Source organism: Polynucleobacter sp. MWH-Berg-3C6 (assembly GCF_018881855.1).
Taxonomy (GTDB): domain Bacteria; phylum Pseudomonadota; class Gammaproteobacteria; order Burkholderiales; family Burkholderiaceae; genus Polynucleobacter.
In genome coordinates this window covers 13346-34768 of sequence record NZ_JACVPN010000003.1, presented here as the reverse complement: position 1 = coordinate 34768, position 21423 = coordinate 13346, and the positions used below count along the sequence as shown (strand labels likewise).

The 21423-nt window shown below is 45.7% G+C and carries 23 protein-coding genes; 7 read left to right on the top strand and 16 right to left on the bottom strand.

All coding sequences use genetic code 11. The features are described from left to right. Positions 1–10: 10 nt before the first annotated feature. The 12 genes from ICN13_RS06565 to gatC form a co-directional block, all read right to left on the bottom strand. On the bottom strand, positions 11–1264 hold the full coding sequence (locus tag ICN13_RS06565) for an MFS transporter (RefSeq protein WP_216139769.1): 1254 nt from the start codon (positions 1262–1264) through the stop codon (positions 11–13). 70 nt (positions 1265–1334) lie between these two features. Then, complete coding sequence (metW, locus tag ICN13_RS06560; RefSeq protein WP_216139607.1) at positions 1335–1928, bottom strand: methionine biosynthesis protein MetW; 594 nt, start codon at positions 1926–1928, stop codon at positions 1335–1337. Then, entirely contained in the window at positions 1925–3064 is a 1140-nt protein-coding gene (locus tag ICN13_RS06555; RefSeq protein ID WP_216139606.1) for a homoserine O-acetyltransferase, read from the bottom strand. Before ICN13_RS06555 ends, metW begins: the two co-directional genes overlap by 4 nt. Beyond that, complete coding sequence (slmA, locus tag ICN13_RS06550) at positions 3061–3711, bottom strand: nucleoid occlusion factor SlmA (RefSeq protein ID WP_216139605.1); 651 nt, start codon at positions 3709–3711, stop codon at positions 3061–3063. Before slmA ends, ICN13_RS06555 begins: the two co-directional genes overlap by 4 nt. An 8-nt stretch (positions 3712–3719) precedes the next feature. Beyond that, positions 3720–4622, bottom strand: coding sequence for an acetylglutamate kinase (gene argB / locus ICN13_RS06545; RefSeq protein WP_216139604.1), 903 nt, complete (start codon positions 4620–4622; stop codon positions 3720–3722). A gap of 12 nt (positions 4623–4634) precedes the next feature. Beyond that, positions 4635–5012: an RNA polymerase-binding protein DksA gene (gene dksA, locus ICN13_RS06540; protein WP_216139768.1), complete on the bottom strand. Its 378-nt coding sequence runs from the start codon at positions 5010–5012 to the stop codon at positions 4635–4637. Positions 5013–5235: 223 nt separating this feature from the next. Continuing rightward, on the bottom strand, positions 5236–6294 hold the full coding sequence (locus ICN13_RS06535) for a GTP-binding protein (RefSeq protein ID WP_216139603.1): 1059 nt from the start codon (positions 6292–6294) through the stop codon (positions 5236–5238). Positions 6295–6363: 69 nt separating this feature from the next. Beyond that, complete coding sequence (locus ICN13_RS06530; RefSeq protein WP_216139602.1) at positions 6364–7365, bottom strand: tyrosine recombinase XerC; 1002 nt, start codon at positions 7363–7365, stop codon at positions 6364–6366. Further along, positions 7346–8020: a DUF484 family protein gene (locus tag ICN13_RS06525; RefSeq protein ID WP_216139601.1), complete on the bottom strand. Its 675-nt coding sequence runs from the start codon at positions 8018–8020 to the stop codon at positions 7346–7348. The genes ICN13_RS06530 and ICN13_RS06525 overlap by 20 nt, the downstream gene beginning before the upstream one ends. A gap of 11 nt (positions 8021–8031) precedes the next feature. Beyond that, positions 8032–9501, bottom strand: a complete 1470-nt coding sequence (gatB, locus tag ICN13_RS06520; protein ID WP_216139600.1) for an Asp-tRNA(Asn)/Glu-tRNA(Gln) amidotransferase subunit GatB — start codon at positions 9499–9501, stop codon at positions 8032–8034. Further along, complete coding sequence (gene gatA / locus ICN13_RS06515) at positions 9501–11018, bottom strand: Asp-tRNA(Asn)/Glu-tRNA(Gln) amidotransferase subunit GatA (RefSeq protein WP_216139599.1); 1518 nt, start codon at positions 11016–11018, stop codon at positions 9501–9503. The genes gatB and gatA overlap by 1 nt, the downstream gene beginning before the upstream one ends. Beyond that, complete coding sequence (gene gatC / locus ICN13_RS06510; RefSeq protein ID WP_216139598.1) at positions 11015–11308, bottom strand: Asp-tRNA(Asn)/Glu-tRNA(Gln) amidotransferase subunit GatC; 294 nt, start codon at positions 11306–11308, stop codon at positions 11015–11017. Before gatC ends, gatA begins: the two co-directional genes overlap by 4 nt. A gap of 61 nt (positions 11309–11369) precedes the next feature. Here gatC and ICN13_RS06505 point away from each other — a divergent pair, with 61 nt between their 5' ends. The 5 genes from ICN13_RS06505 to rodA are packed head-to-tail and all read left to right on the top strand — an operon-like array spanning position 11370 to position 16943. After that, complete coding sequence (locus tag ICN13_RS06505) at positions 11370–12413, top strand: rod shape-determining protein (protein ID WP_068319852.1); 1044 nt, start codon at positions 11370–11372, stop codon at positions 12411–12413. 24 nt (positions 12414–12437) lie between these two features. Next, entirely contained in the window at positions 12438–13373 is a 936-nt protein-coding gene (gene mreC, locus ICN13_RS06500; protein WP_216139597.1) for a rod shape-determining protein MreC, read from the top strand. After that, a complete protein-coding gene (gene mreD, locus ICN13_RS06495; protein WP_216139596.1) occupies positions 13370–13894 on the top strand; it encodes a rod shape-determining protein MreD in 525 nt (174 codons plus the stop codon). The genes mreC and mreD overlap by 4 nt, the downstream gene beginning before the upstream one ends. Positions 13895–13902: 8 nt before the next feature. Further along, positions 13903–15810, top strand: coding sequence for a penicillin-binding protein 2 (gene mrdA / locus ICN13_RS06490; protein ID WP_216139595.1), 1908 nt, complete (start codon positions 13903–13905; stop codon positions 15808–15810). Next, positions 15792–16943 carry a rod shape-determining protein RodA gene (rodA, locus tag ICN13_RS06485; protein WP_216139594.1) on the top strand — a complete coding sequence of 384 codons (1152 nt, stop codon included), beginning with the start codon at positions 15792–15794 and terminating at the stop codon, positions 16941–16943. Before mrdA ends, rodA begins: the two co-directional genes overlap by 19 nt. A 72-nt stretch (positions 16944–17015) precedes the next feature. On the opposite strand, the gene ICN13_RS06480 is transcribed toward rodA, so the two are convergent. From ICN13_RS06480 to ICN13_RS06470, 3 genes are all read right to left on the bottom strand, one after another. Next, complete coding sequence (locus ICN13_RS06480; RefSeq protein WP_087908896.1) at positions 17016–17300, bottom strand: HU family DNA-binding protein; 285 nt, start codon at positions 17298–17300, stop codon at positions 17016–17018. Positions 17301–17413: 113 nt separating this feature from the next. Beyond that, complete coding sequence (locus ICN13_RS06475) at positions 17414–17779, bottom strand: hypothetical protein (protein WP_216139593.1); 366 nt, start codon at positions 17777–17779, stop codon at positions 17414–17416. 240 nt (positions 17780–18019) lie between these two features. After that, positions 18020–18316, bottom strand: a complete 297-nt coding sequence (locus ICN13_RS06470) for a DUF167 domain-containing protein (RefSeq protein WP_216139592.1) — start codon at positions 18314–18316, stop codon at positions 18020–18022. Between the two features lie 22 nt (positions 18317–18338). Between ICN13_RS06470 and can the strand changes: the two genes are divergently transcribed. Together can and ICN13_RS06460 are read left to right on the top strand one after the other, a co-directional pair. Continuing rightward, positions 18339–19004, top strand: coding sequence for a carbonate dehydratase (gene can / locus ICN13_RS06465; protein WP_216139591.1), 666 nt, complete (start codon positions 18339–18341; stop codon positions 19002–19004). A 7-nt stretch (positions 19005–19011) separates the two neighbouring features. Next, positions 19012–19911, top strand: a complete 900-nt coding sequence (locus ICN13_RS06460; RefSeq protein ID WP_216139590.1) for a lipid A biosynthesis acyltransferase — start codon at positions 19012–19014, stop codon at positions 19909–19911. 87 nt (positions 19912–19998) lie between these two features. Here ICN13_RS06460 and ICN13_RS06455 read toward each other — a convergent pair whose 3' ends face one another. Beyond that, positions 19999–21327 (bottom strand): dicarboxylate/amino acid:cation symporter, encoded by a 1329-nt coding sequence (locus tag ICN13_RS06455; protein WP_216139589.1) that lies wholly within the window; start codon positions 21325–21327, stop codon positions 19999–20001. Between the last annotated feature and the right edge of the window lie 96 nt (positions 21328–21423).

The following is a 21423-nucleotide window of genomic DNA, read 5'->3' as shown; positions in this document are numbered from 1 at the left end:
GACTGGGAAATTACTCATCTTCTTTTTTGATCTGAACAATTTTGAAATGAATGGTTGCCCAAATCAATAGTAGAACAGGGGCGCCAATAATAGCCGTTCCGAAGAAGAATGCTTGATACCCAAAAGTATCCACAAAGACTCCTGAGAAGCCAGCCAACCATTTGGGCAAGAGCAACATCATCGAACTAAACAAGGCGTATTGCGTTGCTGAATAACGGATATTCGTTAGGGCAGATAAAAAGGCGATGAATGCCGCACTGGCAATGCCTGAACTTAAATTATCGGCAGAGATTACCCAAATCAAGCCATGTAGATCATGGCCTTGCGTTGCCAACCAAGCAAATAATAAATTGCTAACTGCAGATAACACCGCACCCACAAACAAAATACGCAACACACCGAATCTTAAGGTGAGCACGCCGCCTACAAAAGCTCCCGCCAAAGTCATGACAACACCAAATACTTTACTCACTGCCGCCACTTCATCCTTGGTGTAGCCCATATCAACATAAAATGGGTTAGCCATAATGCCCATGACCACATCGCTAATACGATAGACGGCAATTAAAGACAAAATCAACACTGCGTGCCAGCGATAGCGTGTCAGAAACTCAGCAAATGGCTCAATCAAGGTTTGATGTAGCCATGCTTTAACATTGCGCGCTTTTGCTAACTGAATTTGCACCGGCTCTTTACTTAAAAGAGTGGTGATCACTCCAACCCCAATAGATGCGGCCATGCATAAATAAGCAAATTGCCAAGCACCTGCATCATAGCCGCTGCCTGTCTCAGCCCTAGCCGCTAGCCATAAGACACCGGCGCCTGACCAGATCAAAGCCAATCGGTAACCTGTTTGATATGTAGCCGCTAAGGCTGCCTGATGATCACTATTAGCTGATTCAATCCGGAATGCATCTAATGCGATGTCTTGTGTAGCTGAACCAAACGCCACCAATAAAGCGCACCAAACAACTGAGTTCAGGGCTAGCTTAGGATCAAGCGTAGACATTCCTACGAGGCCAACAATGATGAGTGCTTGTGCAAATAGCAACCAACTACGACGCCGGCCAAATAATTTCGTTAATAGGGGAATTTGCAAGCGATCAACTAGTGGAGCCCACATCCACTTGAATGCATAAATGAGTCCAACCCAAGTTAAGTAGCCAATAGTGCTGCGATCAATTCCGGCCTCACGTAACCAAAAGCTCAGTGTTCCGAGAATTAATAAAAGAGGTAGGCCAGCAGAAAAGCCGAGGAACAACATTCGAAGACAAGGCCATTCGAGATAAACTCGAAAATCAGCAAGCCAAGACTGCGCTGCTTTCAGCACGGTTCTAGGCGCTACGGACGCGGAATAGCGCCAAGCTACCAAAGAAATTAGGCATCAAGGTCACTGGCTGACCATCATGCAAGATGCATTGATCAATCACTTTGAGACCAAGACTGGAAGCTAGCTTCTCAAAATCATCCACAGTGAGTACGCGCACATTGGGTGTGTTGTACCACTGATATGGCAAGCTCTTTGACACTGGCATACGACCAAGCCCTACTGCCAAACGATGTGACCAGTGACCAAAGTTCGGGAAAGATACGATGGACTCTTTACCGACACGAACTACTTCACGCAAGATCTTTTCGGTTTGATGAATAGTTTGCAATGTTTGTGAGAGCACTACGGTATCAAAACTATTGTCTTCAAAAAGCGCTAGGCCGCCCTCTAAGTCTTGCTGAATTACATTCAGGCCCTTTTGTACGCAAGATAAAACACGCACATCATCAATCTCTACGCCATAGCAATGAACAGGTTTTTGTTTCTGCAAGAACTCCAAGAAACTGCCATCGCCACAACCCAAGTCGAGCACCTGACTATTGGGAGAAATCCAGTTAGCAATGGCCGCAAAGTCTGCGCGCTTATTAATATTGCTCATGCCTGAGCCTCCAGCATTTGCGCAAAATAGGCTCTTACTAAATTGTGATAACGCTCATCATCCAATAGGAATGCATCATGACCATGAGGAGCATCGATCTCTGCATAAGTCACTTCACTCTTATTGCTCAAGAGAGACTGTACGATCTCACGACTACGATTTGGCGGGAATCGCCAATCTGTTGAAAAGCTCACTACTAAGAACTTAGCATGCACCTCTGCTAAAGCGCGGTTCAGACTTCCGTCATAGCGACGCGATGGATCAAAGTAGTCCAAGGCACGAGTAATCAGCAAATAAGTATTGGCATCAAAGTAAGTTGAGAACTTATCACCTTGATGACGTAAATAGCTTTCAACTTCAAATTCCACATCAAAGCTAAAGCGGTAGTCATTAGATTCACCATTAGGGCGCTGTAATTCGCGCCCAAATTTTTCAGCCATATCATCATCAGACAAATAGGTGATATGACCCACCATGCGCGCTAAACGCAAGCCCCGCTTTGGCACTACGCCATGCTCGTAGTAATTACCGCCATGAAAATCAGGGTCTGACAAAATGGCATTACGTGCTACTTCATTAAACGCAATATTTTGCGCGCTCAATTTAGGAGTAGAGGCAATCACCACGCAGTGATCTAAGCGCTTAGGAAACTGAATCGCCCAAGCCATTGCCTGCATACCGCCCAGGCTGCCGCCCATGACTGCAGCAAACTTCCGAATACCTAACTTATCAGCAAGGCGTGCCTGGGTGTTCACCCAATCTTCAACCGTGATCACTGGAAAGTCCGCACCATAAGGCTTGCTGTTTTCTGGATTAATACTCATTGGCCCAGTGGAACCAAAGCAAGAACCCAAATTATTTACACCAATCACAAAAAAATGATTTGTATCTACTGGCTTACCGGGACCAATCATGTTGTCCCACCAGCCGATATCCTGTGGATTATCGGGACTAGGACCAGCTACATGATGAGAAGCATTGAGCGCATGGCAAATTAAAACTGCATTGCTTTTATCGGCATTGAGTTTGCCGTAGGTTTCAATAACCAAGTCGTAGCTAGATAACATGGCGCCACTCTGCAAAGGCAGGGGCTCGGCAAAGTGGATAGTATTTCTAGAGAGGTGTAGCTCGCTCATTCTGAGAGGAGGATGCGCAAACTAATATCAGAAGCTTCGGTTGGCAATTTCTTAAAGCCGCTGCGGGCAAATCGATGCCAACGACCCAAAATAAAACTCATCAACATAGCAGCACGAATGCTGACTTCTTCTTGACCAACCTGAGCCCAGGCACCACCTTGGGTCTGGGCAATTCGAAGCGCCTGTTTCAATGAAGCTTCAACACGATCTAGAACCTGCGTAATACGTTCTTGTAAACGATCGTCTTCTTGCAATAAGGCATCGCCCAATAGCACTCGGGTCATGCCAGGATTCTTCTCTGCGAAGAACAAAAGCATTTGCAAAATTCCACGAGCTTGAGCAAGTCCAGATTCTTCTTTTTGATTGATCTGATTGATCAAGCCAAAGACAGTTTGCTCAATAAAAGAAATAAGCCCTTCAAACATCTGCGCTTTACTAGCGAAATGGCGATAAAGGGCAGCTTCAGATACTTGAATTTTGGCAGCCAAGGCCGCTGTTGTGACGCGCTCACCCTTGGGGTTTTGCAACATCTCGGCGAGCACTTGCAAAATCTGCAGGCGACGCTCACCAGGACGTGGGCGCTTACGCGCCTTACCAGCTTCAGCGCTGCTGTCGTCGATATCTGCCGTCTGCAAAGATTCGCGCATGTATTTACTTACCTCGAACGAATCATCGTACCGAACGCTTGCTCGGTCAGAATTTCTAGCAATAAGGAGTGTTCAATACGGCCATCGATGATGTGTACTGAATTAACACCACTTTTCGCAGCGTCTAGTGCAGAAGAAATCTTAGGCAACATGCCGCCAGAGATCGTACCGTCAGCAAACAAGGCATCAATTTCTCTTGCTGTTAAGTCGGTTAACAGCTTGCCATCTTTATCCATGACTCCAGGAATATTAGTCATCATGACCAATTTCTCTGCGTGCAAGATTTCAGCCATCTTGCCAGCCACTAAGTCAGCATTGATGTTGTAAGCCTGACCCTCAGCACTAAAGCCAATTGGCGAGATCACGGGAATGAAAGCATCATCTTGCAAAGCTTTCACTACCGCTGGATTAATCGCCTCAATTTCACCCACAAAACCGATATCCAATTTCTTGCCTGGCTCTGTGTCGCTAGGAATCATCATTTTCTTGGCATGAATTAAGCCGCCATCCTTACCAGTCAAGCCAACAGCCTGTCCACCAAAGTGATTAATCAGCATGACGATATCTTGCTGTACTTCACCGCCCAGAACCCACTCCACCACTTCCATGGTTTCTTCATCGGTCACACGCATACCCTGAAGAAAGGTTCCAGTCTTGCCGATTTTTTTCAAGGCCTCATCAATTTGTGGGCCGCCGCCGTGAACCACAACAGGATTCATGCCAACCAACTTCAGCAAGATGACGTCGCGCGCAAAACTTTCTTTGAGGCGCTCTTCAATCATGGCGTTTCCACCGTACTTAATCACGATAGTCTTACCGTGATACGCGCGAATGTAAGGTAAAGCTTCAGCAAGAATCTCCGCCTTTAACAAAGGCGAGATATCACTAAGTGCAGGTAATTGCTTGGTCATCGCAAATAAAATTTATTCGCCAAATAATTTTTGGCGGAGTTCACGACGCTCTTGAGCTTCAAGAGATAGATTGGCTGTAGGCCTTGCAATTAAACGGTTCAAGCCGATTGGCTCACCAGTTTCTTCGCACCAACCATAGTCACCAGACTCGATGCGAGCCAAAGCTTGCTCAACTTTTTTAAGCAACTTACGCTCACGATCACGTGTACGTAATTCCAATGCATGCTCTTCTTCAATCGTTGCACGATCAGCTGGATCTGGCACCAAAATATTTTCACGAAGATGCTCGGTAGTCTCTGAAGCATTCTTCAGGATATCTTCTTTAAGAGTCAGTAATTTTTGACGGAAAAAATTTAACTGTGCAGCACTCATGTAGTCCTTATCAGACATTTTGAGCAATTCCGCCTCAGTTAAAGGTGCGCCCTTTACAACCTTAGGGCTCGCAGCTTTGCTACTTGCTTTTGTAGTAGCCGCTGGTTTTGTTGCTGTTTTCACCGTCATCTCATTCTTTCCTAGATTTGAAGCATTATTGCCTCATTCTGCCAAACTTTTACAGCTCTTTTATCAATATTTATCAATATTGACCGTGGCCGCGGATTGTACCCGAATCTTCCTAGACCAAACATCCTTCAAGCCCAGCCAGTAGGGTGTCCTTAGGCAAATCAATGCCTATGAAGACCATCCGGGTTTGCTTGGGCTCAGTACCCCATGGACCAGCCATATCGCTACCCATCATCTGATGAACCCCCTGGAACACCACTTTTCGGTTGCTTCCCTTCACATAGAGCACGCCTTTATAGCGCAGCATCTTTTCGCCAAAGACCTCCAAAATGCCCCCCAGGAAGTCTTCCAATTTTTTGTGGTCAAAGGGTTTATCACTACGAAAAACGAAGGATTGGATGCGATCTGTATGCCCTGCATGGCCGTGATGATCATGGCTATGGTCATGGCCGCAAGCACTGTGATCATGGTCATGACTGTGATCGTGGCCACAATGCTCATGATCATGATCTTCCTGTTCCAAGAAATGAGGGTCAATATCCAACTTAGCATTCAGATTAAAACCCTTGAGATCTAACACTGCATCGAGAGGCACAACCCCCTTAGAAATTCCTGTAATGGGAGCTCTTGGGTTCATATGCATTAGTCGTTTACGCAAAGTCTCAACTTCAGCTGGCGTTACTAGATCGGTCTTGGTAATAAAGATCTGGTCAGCAAAGCCGACTTGACGCTGTGCTTCCTCATGCTCATTTAACTGATGTGGGCCATGCTTAGCATCCACCAGGGTTACAACAGCATCTAAAACATAATGGTCAGCAACGTCATCATCCATAAAGAATGTCTGGGCTACTGGGCCAGGGTTAGCTACACCGGTTGTTTCAATCACAACACGATCAAAACTGATCTTCTTATCTTTGCGTTGCTCCCATAGCTCATTCAAAGCCTCAACCAGATCGCCACGAATGGTGCAGCAAATACAACCATTGCTCATCTGCACAATATTTTCTTCGTGATCTTGAACCAAGATGTCGTTGTCAATATTCTCTTCGCCGAACTCGTTTTCAATCACAGCAATTTTTTTGCCATGATCTTCCGTGAGAATATGTTTGAGCAAAGTCGTTTTGCCGCTTCCTAAAAAGCCAGTCAGAATGGTTACCGGAATTAATGCCATGAATGATCCAATCAAAATCTAGAACTAATGCATTCCCAAAGCGGGAAACCCACTATCTTACCGAGTTCCTCAGCCTTTACCAGCCTTTGCACGTGGATGCGCTTTATCGTATGCCTGAGCGAGGTGCTGAAAATCTAAAGAGGTATAAATCTGGGTGCTGGCAATGCTGGCATGCCCCAGCATTTCTTGTACTGCTCGCAAATCCTGTGAGGATTGCAGGACATGGCTAGCAAAACTGTGGCGCATCATGTGAGGGTGTACATGAGTAGGTAAGCCTGCGCGCATTGCTAAAGTGCGCAGGCGCGCTTGAACCGTGCGGGGTGATAGGCGCTTTCCAGTTGCAGATAAAAAAAGTGCATTGGATTGCTCAGCAAAACTACTGGTGTCTCGGATCTGCCGCCAGACATTCAGAGACTGCATTGCGGGGATGCCGACCGGCACCGAGCGCCGCTTGCCACCCTTACCCAAAACCGTCACTTCTGCCGCATCCCAATCCAACCAACCCGCAGATTCATTTTGACGATCTCTACTTTGCATCACATCAATACCCAATAGCTCTGAAAGACGTAATCCTGAGGAATACAGCAAATCAATAATGGCTGCATCCCGGATAGATTCCAAATCTTTCTTCTCTTGTGCCTCTTTGACGGCTTGATTCACCAAGGAGAGAGCCTGCTCAACTGACAAGGCCTTAGGTAGTGACTTTAGGCGCTTAGGGGCCTTTACATCATCCACTGGATTGGCCACCAAATTGCTGGTCACTTTGCCAGCACGGGCATCTCGCCTCGCATCTTTCTCCGTTAACCAGTCGTACCAACCACGCCATGCTGAAAGCGCTCTAGCAATGCTTCTAGAAGACTTTCCTTTGGAATGCAAACGGCCAGCCCAACGGCGCACATGGCCATTACTAACTTTTAATAAATCAATGGAATCTTCAAGGGCAAAATTTTGGAGATCGCTCAAATCCATGCCATACGCTTTAAGGGTATGCGGCGAGAGTTGACGCAATACATGCAACTCATGCAGATACTCCTGCACAAGTGGATGAAGATCAGTCGCTGGTAATTTCATAAGCCTGGATACGATCCAGAGCTGCAGCAGTTAGTTCAGCAATCTGGCGCAAATAGAACGCGCCCATATCAGCGGTAAAGCGCGTTTCATCCTTGCTTGCTAAGAGCAATACTGCTGGTGATTGAACGGCACCAATACTCTTACCTAGCGGCAGGCCAATAGCGACCATGCTTTGCCAGCTTGGATCAATGGTGGTTTGACTGGCCAGTAAATCAACACTGGCGGCAGCTAACTCTTTCGCAGAACCACACAGCGGCGTATCTACCCAAGGGCCAAATGCAGAATTTGGTGACAATAATTGAGCAGACTCAACCTCAAATACCTCAGCTAATCCAGAAGTAATTGCACCTTCAACATCAGCCTTATTGTTGGCCTTCATTAAGCGCAACAACCAGGCAACCAAGCTTTGTTGAGTTTTATCGTTACGGCTACCAAAGTGCAGCATCTCACTTAAGCGACGATTGAGCTCTTGATTTTGAGTGCGCAATACTGTCATCTGACGCTCTTGTAATGAGATCGTGCGATCCTCATGCGGATGCTTGATGCGAATCTCATTAAAGAGATCGGCATAGCGATCGAAGAAGCCAGGGGTTGATCTCAACCACTCAGCAACCAACTCTTCTTGTTCTGCCTGCTTTGGATCTATTGCACTCATGAATTTCTTTCTTAACTTAGTTTTTTACGCAACAGCTCATTGACCTGACCAGGATTTGCTTTGCCTTGAGAGGCTTTCATAATCTGGCCAACAAGGGCATTGAATGCTTTCTCTTTACCAGCGCGGAACTCTTCAACAGATTTCTGATTGGCTGCTAGCACCTGATCAATGATTGCCTCGATAGCACCACTATCACTAATTTGCTTGAGCCCTTTGGCGTCAATGATTTGATCAACCGTACTCATTGTCTTACCAGCAACAGCCTCATCCCACAGAATTGCAAAGATATCTTTAGCAATCTTATTGGAGATGGTTCCGTCTGCCACGCGGGTAAGCAATGGGGCTAAATGTTCTGCCTTTAGTGGTGCATCAGCAGTTGCAATCCCCGCACGATTTAAAGAAGAGGCAAATTCACCAGCAATTAAGTTTGCAGCAGCTTTAGCCAATGATTTTCCAGCCATTGTTAGCAGCTCTTCGAATACTTTTGCAGTATCGCGGTCTTGGGTCAGTAATTGCGTGTCATAAGCACTCAAGCCATATTCCGCCTGCCATTGCTCACGAAGCTGCGCAGGAAGTGCTGGCATCTTGCTACGCACTTCTGTAATCCACGCATCATCAATCACGACTGGCAATAAATCAGGATCTGGGAAATAGCGATAGTCATTAGCATCTTCTTTACTACGCATACTGCGTGTTTCACCACGGTCTGGATCATAGAGGCGAGTCTCTTGAACAACGGTGCCGCCATCTTCGATTAATTCAATTTGGCGACGCACTTCATATTGGATGGCTTCTTCCAAGAAGCGGAAAGAATTTAAGTTCTTAATCTCACAACGTGTTCCAAATTCTTTTTGTCCCATTGGGCGGACAGATACGTTGGCATCACAACGGAAAGAGCCTTCTTGCATATTGCCGTCGCACACCCCCAACCACACAACAAGGGTATGCAAGGCCTTCGCATAAGCAACTGCCTCTGCGGCGCTACGCATAACCGGCTCAGTAACAATCTCTAACAGTGGTGTACCAGCCCGATTTAAGTCGATACCGCTAGAGGGCTCACCATGAGGGCCAATAAAGCCCTCCTCATGAACAGATTTGCCAGCATCCTCTTCCATATGAGCGCGAGTCAACTCGACAACCTTCACTTCATCGCCCACCAGAATTTCAAGAGATCCCCCAACGACCACAGGGATCTCCATTTGACTAATTTGATAGCCCTTGGGAAGGTCTGGATAGAAATAATTCTTGCGCGCAAAAATACTTGCAGGTGAAATCTTTGCCCCAACCGCTAACCCGAAACGAATCGCATGTTCAACCGCTTGACGATTGAGAACTGGCAAAACGCCGGGTAAGGCTAAATCCACTGCACATGCTTGAGTATTGGGCTCTGCACCAAAGCGTGTGCTGGCACCACTAAAGATTTTGGATTGAGTTTGTAGCTGTGCGTGGGTCTCAAGACCAATAACGACTTCCCATTGCATCATGCCACCCCACCAGCTTGTCGCAAATGCCAATCGGTGGCCTGCTGGTATTGATGTGCGACTTGTAATAAGCGCGCTTCAGAAAAGTAATTACCGATCAACTGCATACCAATAGGTAAATTATTTGCATTAAATCCACAAGGCGCACTCATTGCTGGCAAGCCTGCCAAATTCGTTGAGAGCGTATAAATGTCTTCCAAATACATTTGTACCGGGTCTTTTGACTTCTCCCCTAGACGCCATGCTACATCAGGCGCAACGGGCCCTAGAATGACATCACACTCCTGAAAGGCTGCCTGAAAATCTGCCGCAATAATGCGACGAATTTTTTGTGCCTGCAAATAGTAAGCATCGTAGTAACCGTGACACAAGACATAGGTGCCAATCAAAATACGGCGTCTTACTTCGGCACCAAAGCCTTCAGTACGTGACTTCTGATACATGTCGCCCAAATCTTTGTACTCGCTGGCGCGATGGCCATAACGTACGCCATCAAAACGACTTAAGTTACTTGAGGCTTCTGCAGGCGCTAATACGTAATAGACGGGAATAGACAATTTCGTTTTCGGCAAACTGACTTCAACTAATTTTGCGCCCAAGCCCTCTAAAGTTTTTGCAGCCTCATTAACTGACTTGGCTACATCACTTGCCAAGCCTTCAGCAAAAAATTCTTTAGGCAAACCAACACGCAAACCTTCTAATGGTTTAGCAAGATTTGTACTGCCCTCTTGCCAACTTTGATTGAGATAGCGTCCATAGTCTTCGCCGGAGTCCGCAAGCGAAGTTGAGTCGCGGTGATCATGTGATGACATTGCAGAAAGAACTAAAGCGCAGTCCTCCGCAGACTTGCCCATGGGGCCAGCCTGATCAAGCGAGGATGCGTAAGCAATCATGCCGTAGCGAGATACCCGCCCATAGCTGGGCTTGATTCCAGTGAGGCCACAAAATGCTGCTGGCTGACGGATTGAGCCGCCAGTATCGGTACCAGTAGCAATAGGGGCTAAACCCGCGGCAACCGCAGCGGCAGAACCGCCAGAAGAGCCACCAGCAACATAAGCGGCATTCCAGGGATTTAATACTGGGCCATAGGCAGAGTTTTCATTGGAAGAGCCCATGGCAAATTCATCCATATTGGTCTTGCCAAGGCAAACCATGCCGGCACCAAGGGGATTGTTTTCGTCTGGAATACCCAGATTAGAGACCACCGTTGCATCGAAAGGACTCTGATATCCAGCCAAGATTTTGGAGGCAGCAGTTGACTTCCAGCCGCGGGTAACGAAGACATCTTTGTGGGCAACCGGGATTCCAGTCAACTTACCAGCTTTACCAGCTGAAATTAATTGGTCTGCTTTAGATGCTTGCTCTAAGCTTAAGTGAGCATTCACATCAAGGTAAGCATTCCACTGCTTTCCCGCCTCAATACGGTCTAAAAAGTACTGGGTTAATTCAGTACTAGAGACCTCTTTAGCGGCCAGGGCTTTTGCCATCAGCGTGATGGGGGTGTTGTGCCAACTCATTCAATCACCCTTGGCACTAGGAAGTAGCCATCCTGTTGAGCTGGCGCAGACTTCATATTTTCAGTACGGTGATCAGACTCACTCACTTGGTCAACGCGCATTGGCTGAGCCAAATCACGTAGAAATAGGATCGGATGAGCAAGTGGCTCCAAGCCAGTGGTATAGACAGCCTGCATTTCCTCAACCAGGGAAAAAATAGCCTGCAATTGAGGCAAAACTGCCTCAGCTTCTGCCTGATTTAACTCAAGCCTAGATAGGTGCGCAATGCGCTGGACATCATCAAGATTCATGGGGCGCTAGAGTATCATTCCTATATATTTTTATTAACAACTTCTATTTTCCCACTACATCATGTTTGGTTTTTTCCGCAGCTACTTTTCCAATGACCTAGCCATCGACCTAGGAACCGCCAACACCTTAATCTATATGCGTGAGCGGGGTATTGTCCTCGATGAACCCTCGGTTGTGGCAATTCGCCAAGAAGGTGGTCCAAATGGCAAAAAGACCATTTTGGCCGTCGGAAAAGAGGCAAAAGCCATGTTGGGTCGCGTTCCTGGAAATATTGAGGCAATTCGCCCAATGAAAGACGGCGTTATTGCCGACTTCACCATCACCGAACAAATGCTCAAGCAATTTATCAAGCTCGTGCATGAAAGTAAATTACTAAAACCAAGTCCACGCATCATCATTTGCGTTCCTTGCGGATCTACTCAAGTTGAGCGTCGCGCAATTCGCGAATCAGCATTAGGCGCTGGTGCATCACAAGTATTTTTGATTGAAGAGCCTATGGCTGCTGCAATCGGATCTGGCCTACCAGTTTCTGAAGCTGCAGGCTCTATGGTTGTTGACATCGGCGGTGGAACAACTGAAGTTGGTGTGATGTCATTGGGTGGCATGGTTTACAAAGGATCTGTTCGTGTTGGTGGCGATAAGTTCGATGAAGCAATTACCAACTACATTCGTCGTAACTACGGCATGCTGATTGGTGAGCAAACTGCTGAGTTAATCAAGAAGACAATCGGCTCTGCATTCCCTGGCGCGGAAGTGCGCGAGATGGAAGTTAAGGGGCGCAATCTTTCAGAAGGTATTCCACGCAGCTTCACAGTAACCAGCAATGAAATTCTCGAAGCCTTAACCGATCCTTTGAATCAAATCGTGACCGCTGTAAAAGCGGCTCTAGAGCAGATTCCACCTGAGCTGGCGTCTGATATTGCTGAGCGCGGAATGATGCTGACAGGCGGTGGCGCCTTGTTGCGTGACCTTGATCGCCTCTTGCTCGAAGAAACTGGTTTGCCAATTCATGTGGCAGAAGATCCTTTAACTTGCGTGGCTCGTGGTTGCGGTATCGCACTTGAGCGCATGGATAAGTTAGGCGGAGTGTTTTCGCACGAGTAAGCGACATACACGTCGACCAGGGAATTGCAACATAGCGCTCCACCACTTTTCAGACAGGGCATTCCGGCCTTACTCAAACTGATTGTCTGTCTGTCGATCAGCATCGCTCTGATGCTGATCGATTTTCGTTTTAAAGCACTCGACCCTATTCGTAACAACGTCAATTGGATTTTGCGTCCGCTTGAATATGTCATGATGGCGCCACGTAATATTTTTGAAGCAGGATCAGAATATTTCACGACTCGGTCCACGCTTGATCAAGAAAACCAAACAATGAAGGTGCGGCAAGCAGAACTTTCTCTGCTGGCCAATCAGTCTGAGTTTTTGATGGTTGAGAATCAAAATTTGCGTGATTTGATGGCGCTGCAAAAGCAGGTTCCGTTCAAAACATTGCCAGTAGAAATTTTGTTTAATCCGCCCAATCCGATTTCACAGCGGATTGTGATTAATCGCGGCAGCAATGATGGCCTCAAGCTGGGCAACCCGATCGCCAATGATTCCGGCATATTGGGACAAGTAGTCCGCCTGTACGAGCGCTCTGCTGAGGTTTCCCTGCTGGAGGATCGTGACTTTGCGGTTCCCGTCCAGGTTGCCCGCAATGGCTTAAGGGCTGCCGTTTTTGGGGCAGGGCGAGGCAACCCCTTAGAACTTCGCTATTTACCTGTCGCCAGCGATTTGGAGGTTGGTGATATTTTGATTACCTCTGGCATTGATGGCGTATATCCACCAGGATTTGCCGTTGCAGTAATTAGCAAAATTGAGCGCAATGCCGATAAGAACTCTTCTAATGTATTTTGCGTACCGGTCTCAGCAGTGAATCGCTATCGCCAAGCCTTAGCTTTTTTATACGACCCACAGTTTGATGCTAAAGCGCCAACCATTACCAACAAATCAAGCAATGGCGCGCCTTTGACAAATACACCTGGTAGACGCCAGACTCGCGCGCGAGGAATGCAATGATTGATTTCCAAAGCGGCTACATACTGCGCCCGGTGAATCCGGCTTTTATTTATTTCAGCTTGTTCTGTGCGCTGCTATTAAATCTCTTGCCAATCGGCAACTATGGATGGGTACCAGACTGGCTGATTCTTTGTATTGTGTTTTGGAATATTCACCAACATCGCTACGTTAGCGTCATCTGGGCTTTCATACTTGGACTCATGATGGATGTGCATAACTCCGATCTTTTAGGTCTGCACGCTTTTAGCTATTCACTAGTCGCATACCTAGCAATCTCTTGGCACAGGCGCATTGTGGCGCTTACCGTTCTATCCCAAGCTCTGCACCTATTACCGATCTTTTTATTAGTGTCTCTATTCCCAGTATTGGTTCATTGGCTACTCAGCGGAGAGCTCTATTGGTGGGCGCTAACAGGCGCTGTCCAGGCCGTCATTGAGGCAATGCTTTGGCCATTAGCAACTCGCGTATTGCTAGCGCCTCAACGTCGTCCAATTGACGTTGACCACAACCGTCCACTCTAAGAAACTGTATGGTTTCTTTTAAAAAACCGGATCTCGACTCATTTCAAGAGCGCATTCATATTGCGACTTTGTTTGTTACCTTTTGCTTTTTGCTTTTAGTCACTCGCTTAGTGTGGCTGCAGCTAGTTAGCCATGGTAAATATGCTTTGCTCGCAGAAAGTAATCGCATTGCTCTAGTCCCTGCCCCAGCAAATCGCGGCCTCCTAATTGATCGTAATGGCATTGTGATTGGTCGCAATTACTCAGCCCTTACCCTAGATGTCAATGCCGAGGAAGTGAAGGGCAATGTTGATCAACTCATCAACGAGCTTTCCGAGATTGTTGATATTTCCCCTAGAGATCGCCGCAATTTCAAGCGCTCTCTGGAAGATTCCAGAAATATGGGCACATTTCCCCTGCGCTCCATGCTCAATGAGGCTGAAACTGCCCGTTTTATGGCCAATCGCTACCGCTTTCCTGGGGTAGAGATCCGTGCCAGAAGCTTTCGGGAGTACCCCTATAACGAGCTGGCCTCCCACCTGATTGGCTATATTGGCCGCGTTTCCCAAAAGGATAAGGAGCGTATGCAGGCAGAAATCGAGGGTGCTAAAGGCAACGATCCTGATGCCTTGCAAGCCTCTTTTTTGCCCGGCATTCAATACGTTGGCAAGATTGGTTTAGAGCAAAGTTATGAAACTGTGTTGCGTGGTGTACCAGGCTACGATCAAGTAGAAATCACTGCAGGCGGAAAACCTGTGCGCACTCTCTCGAGCTCGCCTTCTGTTCCCGGCAAAAATGTAGTGCTCTCTGTTGATATCAAATTGCAATATTTAGTAGAGCAGCTGTACGGCAATTTTCGTGGGGCATTTGTTGCAATCGAACCAGAGACAGGCGACATCTTGGCGTTCGTATCTAAACCCAACTTCAATCCAAATGACTTTGTTGAAGGGATTGATTCAGTAACGTGGAAAGAGTTGAATGAATCTCCACAGAAGCCGCTTTATAACAGACCGCTTAAAGGAATTTATCCACCGGGATCAACCTATAAACCTTTTATGGCGCTTGCTGCCCTAGAGACTAAAAAGCGCACCCCTTCACAATCAATCTCTGACTCTGGTTATTTTGAGTTTGGTAATCACACCTTCCGCGATGACAAGAAGGGTGGTCATGGCGTTGTTGATATGCAAAAGTCAATTTCTGAATCCTGCGACACTTATTACTACATACTCGCTCGCGATATGGGCGTAAATATGATGCATGACTTTATGAAACCATTGGGTTTTGGACAAATCACTGGCATCGATTTGCAGGGTGAATCCAGAGGCGTCCTACCGTCAACAGAATGGAAGAAAAATACCTTCAAAAAACCGGAGCAGCAAAAATGGTACGAAGGCGAAACTATTTCCTTGGGCATTGGTCAGGGTTATAACGCTTTTACTATTTTGCAATTAGCACATGCGATGGCAAACGTGGCGAACAATGGCATTGTGATGAAGCCACACTTAGTCAAAGCAATTGAAGACCCATTTACTCGCAATAGAGTATTAACAACGCCAAAAGAAAGCTATCGGATTAATCTTGACCCAGAAAATATTGAGGTCATCAAAAAAGCAATGGTCGAAGTCAATATTTCCGGCACCTCTGCAGCAGCATTTAAGGGAACGGGATATCCAGTCGGCGGTAAAACAGGCACCGCCCAAGTCTTTAGTTTGAATTCGAAAGAATATAAACACAGCTCTACTGCTGAATTTTTACGAGATCATGCTTTGTATATTGCCTTTGCTCCTGTAGATAAACCGACTATCGTCATTGCAATGGTTGTGGAGAATGCAGGCTTTGGTGCGCAGCATGCTGCACCAATTGCTCGCAAAGCATTGGATTACTACATTGAGGGCAAGTGGCCTAAGGAGATTCCTGAATGGAAAAGAGCCCCTTAATCAAAATTAAAAGTTTTTTCTTTGGTCTATTTGCCGGTCTTGATCGCCAGCTAGGCCTTATTTTACTTGGATTAGCAGGTATTGGCTTTTTTACATTCTTATCTGCAAGTCAAAATACTCCCGTGCAAATTGCAGATGAATTGCGCAATCTTGCACTGTCGTTCTTGGTGATGTGGATTGTTTCGCGCATACCCCCTAAGTGGTTAGAAACTGGTGCTGTTTGGATTTATGGATTTGGTGTTACATTGCTTATTGCAGTAGCTGTATTTGGATTGATTAAAAAAGGCGCGCGCCGCTGGTTAAACATTGGCGTTGTGATTCAACCGTCCGAGCTTATGAAAATTGCGATGCCACTCATGCTTGCTTGGTACTTTCAAAAACGTGAAGGTATTCAGAAAAGTTGGGACTATGCAGTAGCGGCAATCATCCTAGCGATTCCAGTTTTTCTGATTGCGCGTCAACCAGACTTAGGTACGGCCCTGCTAGTTTTTGCAGCGGGTCTTTACGTCATCATCTTGGCTGGCCTGCCATGGAAATGGATCTTGCCATTTGTAGGTATTGGTGTTCTTGGCATTTTGCTGATCATTATTTTTGGCAGCACGATTTGTGCACACGATGTTGCGTGGCCGTTTGTACACAACTATCAAAAACATCGTGTTTGCACATTACTAGACCCCAGCAGTGACCCACTTGGAAAAGGTTTTCACACGATTCAATCCATGATTGCTATTGGTTCAGGTGGATTTTTTGGCAAGGGCTGGTTTCAGGGAACACAAGCGCATTTGGAATTCATTCCAGAGAAACATACTGACTTTGTATTTGCAGTGTTCTCAGAAGAATTTGGCTTGCTCGGTAATCTGATATTGATTGCGCTTTTCTTTGCTCTTATCAAAAGAGGTTTGGCAATCTCCGCAAGCGCACCAAACTTATTTACCCGCTTATTAGGCGCAGCAGTAACGCTCATTTTCTTTACTTATGCATTTGTGAATATTGGCATGGTCAGCGGCTTACTTCCCGTTGTTGGCGTTCCCCTGCCATTTATTAGCTACGGCGGTACCGCTTTAGTTACTCTTGGATTTGGTGCGGGCATATTGATGAGCATTCATCGTCATCGCCGACTGGTACAAAGTTAATTAAAGAAAGTTAAATCTTCAGGAAATAAAAAAGCCCGGTATACCGGGCTTTTTTATCAACAAAGTAAAGAATTACTTCTTACGCTTGTTAACTGAATCTTTAAATGCCTTACCAGCAGAAAACTTAACAGTTTTTGCAGCAGCAATTTTGAGTGGCTCGCCAGTTTTTGGGTTACGACCCATACGTGCAGCACGTTTGCCAGATGCAAATGTACCGAAACCGATCAGTTGTACTGAGTCGCCCTTGGTAACAGCTTTGATGATGTTCTCAATTGCAGAATTCAATGCGAATTCAGCTTTTGCTTTAGAGATCTCCGCGTCGTCAGCAATCGCTGCGATTAGTTCGGCTTTGTTCAAGTGAAGCTCCTTATAGATATTGATGTCAGCGCACATTGCGCTTACATGATTTTAACCACAAAAAATTACAAAAATAAAGCTGCGTTACAGCAATTTTTTGCTACCACTACAAATTACTCATCCAAAACAACTATATCGTAGACAAAATACTCGGTATCTCCAAAACAGTTTGTAGGTAGACCAATATGTTGTTGATATTTTAGCGCTACCTTTTTGCCTAAATTAGCATTTATTTTTTGCGCTACAGCATCTTCACGCACCGTAAAGAGGAATTTTTCCGACATGGTGCCAGGCATCGAAACCATGGCCAACTCCCCTTCCCAAGTCTTGCAAATATAGCCACGATTGGAGAATTTTTGAACATATCCCGCTCGCTCCCCGTTTCCATAGCTCCAAGTCAGCATTGCCCACGTATACACTGAAATACCCACTAAGCCAATTAAAACAAGGCTTAAGAGCCACTTTGTAAACCTATTCATACGATCATCCTTGATCAATGTCCACATAAACCCTAACTGGGCAACAAAAGTTATTCCTACTAAGTATATGAGGATCCTCCCTCAAGAAATAGCTATTAGCGAACTTACTAATAAATTAAAAATTCGCAGTTAATACCCATTTATAGGTTCCAGCAAAACTGGAAATCTATCTTTTGCATTTTTGTAACCTGAATCATTGGTGTTTATTTCAGAGGCAAAAATTGGTGATCCTCTGGTCATTTAGGGTTTGAGGGCTTGAATGATCTGTTCACAACTAATTGGACCCCAGACCTCTATCCGCTTCTTCCGGCTGTTTTGTCCAGAAATGAACTGAATCTGCTTTTGGGGAACCTTTAATTGCTTTGAGAGCCATGCCAGCAGAAGCTCATTCGCCTTGTTTTCTAGGGCGGGCGCCTGCAAAGAAATCTTTAGGCAGCCATCATGCAGCCCCACCACTTTGGTGATTTTTGCGCCTGGTTGGCAATGCAAACTAAGGGTAATTCCGTTTGGGGTTTGTTTTAACCAATTAGGCGTCATTAAAGTACTTTAAACTTAAACCATGATTATGAAGAGTTCTAAAACGCTAGACCACCTATTTGCAAGCAATCGCGACTGGGCTGAAGGCATGATCGCCAAAGATCCTGATTTCTTTAAGCGCTTAGTGAATCAACAGGCCCCAGAATACCTCTGGATTGGTTGTGCCGATAGCCGCGTGCCAGCAAATGAAATCGTTGATCTTTTGCCGGGCGAACTATTTGTTCATCGCAATGTTGCGAACGTTGTTGTGCACACCGACTTAAATTGCCTGTCTGTTATTCAGTTCGCCATTGATTTATTGAAGGTCAAACATATCTTAGTTGTTGGGCATTACGGTTGCGCAGGCGTGCATGCCGCACTGAGTGATCGCCGTATAGGCCTTGCTGATAATTGGTTGCGCCACGTCAAAGACGTTCACCAAAAGCATGAGCGCTATTTAGGAGAAGTCTTACCGACGCCGAAGCGTCAGGATCGCTTATGTGAATTAAATGTGATTGAGCAAGTAGTGAATGTGTGTGAAACCACTATTGTTCAAGATGCCTGGAGTCGCAGGCAAGATCTGACTGTGCATGGCTGGGCATACCGCCTCGACACGGGGATCATAAAAGATTTAGGAATGTCTTGTAGCTCAATTGAAGAGATGAGCACTCGTTACAAAAAAACTCTAACCCGTTACGACGCCGAGTAAATCGCATTTGCTCAAATCTCTCTCTAATCATGCAGTAGTTGCTTTTCTTAAGCTTCTTTCTCTTTTGCCTTATAAGGTTTTGGTTTCAATTGGCTATGGCTTAGGCTATATTGCCGCGCGCATCCCAGGAGACCGAAATCGGGTGGTAAAAATAAATCTACATTTATGTTTCCCCGAGCTAAGCATCGCTGAAGTTGATCTACTGAGCAAGCAACACTGGCGGCTACTTGGTCGCAGTCTAGTTGAGAAAAGCATTATTTGGCTAGGCAGCAAAAAACAGTTAAGCGACATGATTGAAGTTAAATCTGCCGTTGATCTCGCTAGTAAAAAGCCTCGTATTCTGGTCAATATGCATTTCACTGGAATTGAAGGCAGCATTATTTTGAGCGCCTTAGCAAAACAAAACCATTGGCCCCGGACATCTGGATTTTTTCAGAGAATGAAAAGTCCATTTTTTAATCAAAAAATTATTGATTGGCGTAATCGCTTTGGCGGCAACTCAATTGACCGCCAAGGGAACTCGAAAGAAATCATTCGGGAAATTCGCAATGGCGATTTCATTATCATTGCCCCCGATATTGATCTCGGCACAAAAGATTCTGAATTTGTTCCTTTTTTTGGAATTGAAACCAATACCATTACAGCCGTGTCACGACTCGCCAAAATTACGGGCGCTGATGTTTGCTTAATGACCACCACCTTAAAAGCTGATGAGTCTGGCTACCTTTGCCAAATCAGCAAGCCCTTAGAAGACTTCCCGGGGCCAGACCCAAAAACAGATACTGCTCGCCTTAACCAATATTTTGAAAAAGAAATTCGTCTTCGTCCCGCCGAGTACTACTGGGTGCATAAACGCTTTAAAAATCCCCCTGGTAACAAAGCAAACCCCTACAACCCTTCCATCTAAAGGTCTCCTGGCCCATCAGGAAGGGATGGCTAAATACATTGGGGTGTACACAAGCGTCTTAACAAGGTAAGGCCCTGGGGAGCCTATTTAGCGCATCCTGTCTTGCTTCTGATCTAGCAAGATTTCAGGCTCCTGAGCTTCCATCCAATTATCTTTATTGAGTACTGAAGATAGTTGTTTTTCATCTAGCTCACCAGTCCACTTTGCAACAACAATCGTGGCAACGCCATTACCAACTAAATTCGTTAAGGCACGCGCTTCGGACATAAAGCGATCAATGCCCAAAATAATAGCCAAGCCGGCGACGGGTACATTGCCTACCGCAGAAAGAGTGGCAGCCAAAACGATAAATCCGCTACCAGTGATGCCTGCTGCACCCTTTGAAGTCAGCAAGAGAACCAGCAATAGCGTTATTTGTTGGGTAATGGTCATCGGCGTATCAGTTGCCTGAGCAATAAAGACCGCGGCCATCGTTAAATAAATAGATGTCCCATCTAAATTAAAGGAGTAGCCCGTTGGGATCACCAAACCTACGCAACTTTTCTTGGCGCCTAATAGCTCCATCTTTTCCATCATGCGCGGCAAAACCGATTCTGAGGATGATGTGCCCAAAACAATTAACAATTCTTCTTTAATGTAGCGCACAAATTTAAAGATATTGAAGCCATTAAGGCGAGCAATAATTCCCAACACAATAAAAACAAAAAGTAAGCACGTAATATAAAAAGCGCCCATCAATTTCCCTAATGAGAAAAGTGAGCCGACTCCATACTTACCAATAGTGAAAGCCATCGCACCGAAAGCGCCAATCGGCGCAAATTTCATGATGATGCCAATGATGTCGAATAAGACGTGTGAGAATTTTTCGATTAAATCAAAAACCAAGGTTCCTCGACCACCAAAACGATGTAATGCAAATCCAAACAAAATTGCAATAAACAGAACTTGCAAAATTTCACCTTTTGCAAATGCGTCTACTGCTGTATTTGGAATAATGTTGAGCAAAAATTCTGTAGTGCTGGCCATCTTTCCTGGACCAGTGTAAGCAGCGATACCTTTGGTATCTAAGCTGGCAGGATCAATATTCATACCGGCCCCTGGCTGAAGCACATTCACCACAATGAGGCCAACAATTAAAGCAATTGTGCTGACAACCTCAAAGTAGAGCAGAGCAATGCCGCCAGTTTTGCCAACCTTCTTCATGTCCTCCATGCCGGCAATGCCAACCACAACCGTACAAAAAATGATTGGCGCAATCAACATCTTGATACCTTTAATAAAGGCATCGCCAAAAGGTTTCATTTCTACGCCAATGGAAGGGTAAAAGTTGCCAAGCAAAACCCCGATTAAAACAGCCATAAGTACTTGAAAGTAAAGAATTTTATAAATTGGTGGCTTTTTTAAGTTGGCAGTCATTTGTTTTCTCTTATTTAATATTCGTGACTACTGCAGTTTAGCCAATCTGCGATATTGCCCCGCATTATTCAAAACTATCCTTTAACGGATAATGTA

Excerpts from the sequence above, each read along its gene's own strand:
- gatC (WP_216139598.1), bottom strand. The coding sequence starts at position 11,308 with ATGAATCTTGATGATGTCCAGCGCATTGCGCACCTATCTAGGCTTGAG.
- slmA (WP_216139605.1), bottom strand. The coding sequence starts at position 3,711 with ATGCGCGAATCTTTGCAGACGGCAGATATCGACGACAGCAGCGCTGAA.
- ICN13_RS06525 (WP_216139601.1), bottom strand. The coding sequence starts at position 8,020 with ATGAGTGCAATAGATCCAAAGCAGGCAGAACAAGAAGAGTTGGTTGCT.
- mrdA (WP_216139595.1), top strand. The coding sequence starts at position 13,903 with ATGGTTTCTTTTAAAAAACCGGATCTCGACTCATTTCAAGAGCGCATT.
- ICN13_RS06505 (WP_068319852.1), top strand. The coding sequence starts at position 11,370 with ATGTTTGGTTTTTTCCGCAGCTACTTTTCCAATGACCTAGCCATCGAC.
- ICN13_RS06555 (WP_216139606.1), bottom strand. The coding sequence starts at position 3,064 with ATGAGCGAGCTACACCTCTCTAGAAATACTATCCACTTTGCCGAGCCC.
- ICN13_RS06535 (WP_216139603.1), bottom strand. The coding sequence starts at position 6,294 with ATGGCATTAATTCCGGTAACCATTCTGACTGGCTTTTTAGGAAGCGGC.
- ICN13_RS06565 (WP_216139769.1), bottom strand. The coding sequence starts at position 1,264 with ATGTTGTTCCTCGGCTTTTCTGCTGGCCTACCTCTTTTATTAATTCTC.
- ICN13_RS06530 (WP_216139602.1), bottom strand. The coding sequence starts at position 7,365 with ATGAAATTACCAGCGACTGATCTTCATCCACTTGTGCAGGAGTATCTG.
- gatB (WP_216139600.1), bottom strand. The coding sequence starts at position 9,501 with ATGCAATGGGAAGTCGTTATTGGTCTTGAGACCCACGCACAGCTACAA.
- argB (WP_216139604.1), bottom strand. The coding sequence starts at position 4,622 with ATGACCAAGCAATTACCTGCACTTAGTGATATCTCGCCTTTGTTAAAG.
- ICN13_RS06455 (WP_216139589.1), bottom strand. The coding sequence starts at position 21,327 with ATGACTGCCAACTTAAAAAAGCCACCAATTTATAAAATTCTTTACTTT.
- can (WP_216139591.1), top strand. The coding sequence starts at position 18,339 with ATGATTATGAAGAGTTCTAAAACGCTAGACCACCTATTTGCAAGCAAT.
- ICN13_RS06475 (WP_216139593.1), bottom strand. The coding sequence starts at position 17,779 with ATGAATAGGTTTACAAAGTGGCTCTTAAGCCTTGTTTTAATTGGCTTA.
- dksA (WP_216139768.1), bottom strand. The coding sequence starts at position 5,012 with ATGTCTGATAAGGACTACATGAGTGCTGCACAGTTAAATTTTTTCCGT.
- ICN13_RS06470 (WP_216139592.1), bottom strand. The coding sequence starts at position 18,316 with ATGACGCCTAATTGGTTAAAACAAACCCCAAACGGAATTACCCTTAGT.
- gatA (WP_216139599.1), bottom strand. The coding sequence starts at position 11,018 with ATGAGTTGGCACAACACCCCCATCACGCTGATGGCAAAAGCCCTGGCC.
- mreD (WP_216139596.1), top strand. The coding sequence starts at position 13,370 with ATGATTGATTTCCAAAGCGGCTACATACTGCGCCCGGTGAATCCGGCT.
- rodA (WP_216139594.1), top strand. The coding sequence starts at position 15,792 with ATGGAAAAGAGCCCCTTAATCAAAATTAAAAGTTTTTTCTTTGGTCTA.
- metW (WP_216139607.1), bottom strand. The coding sequence starts at position 1,928 with ATGAGCAATATTAATAAGCGCGCAGACTTTGCGGCCATTGCTAACTGG.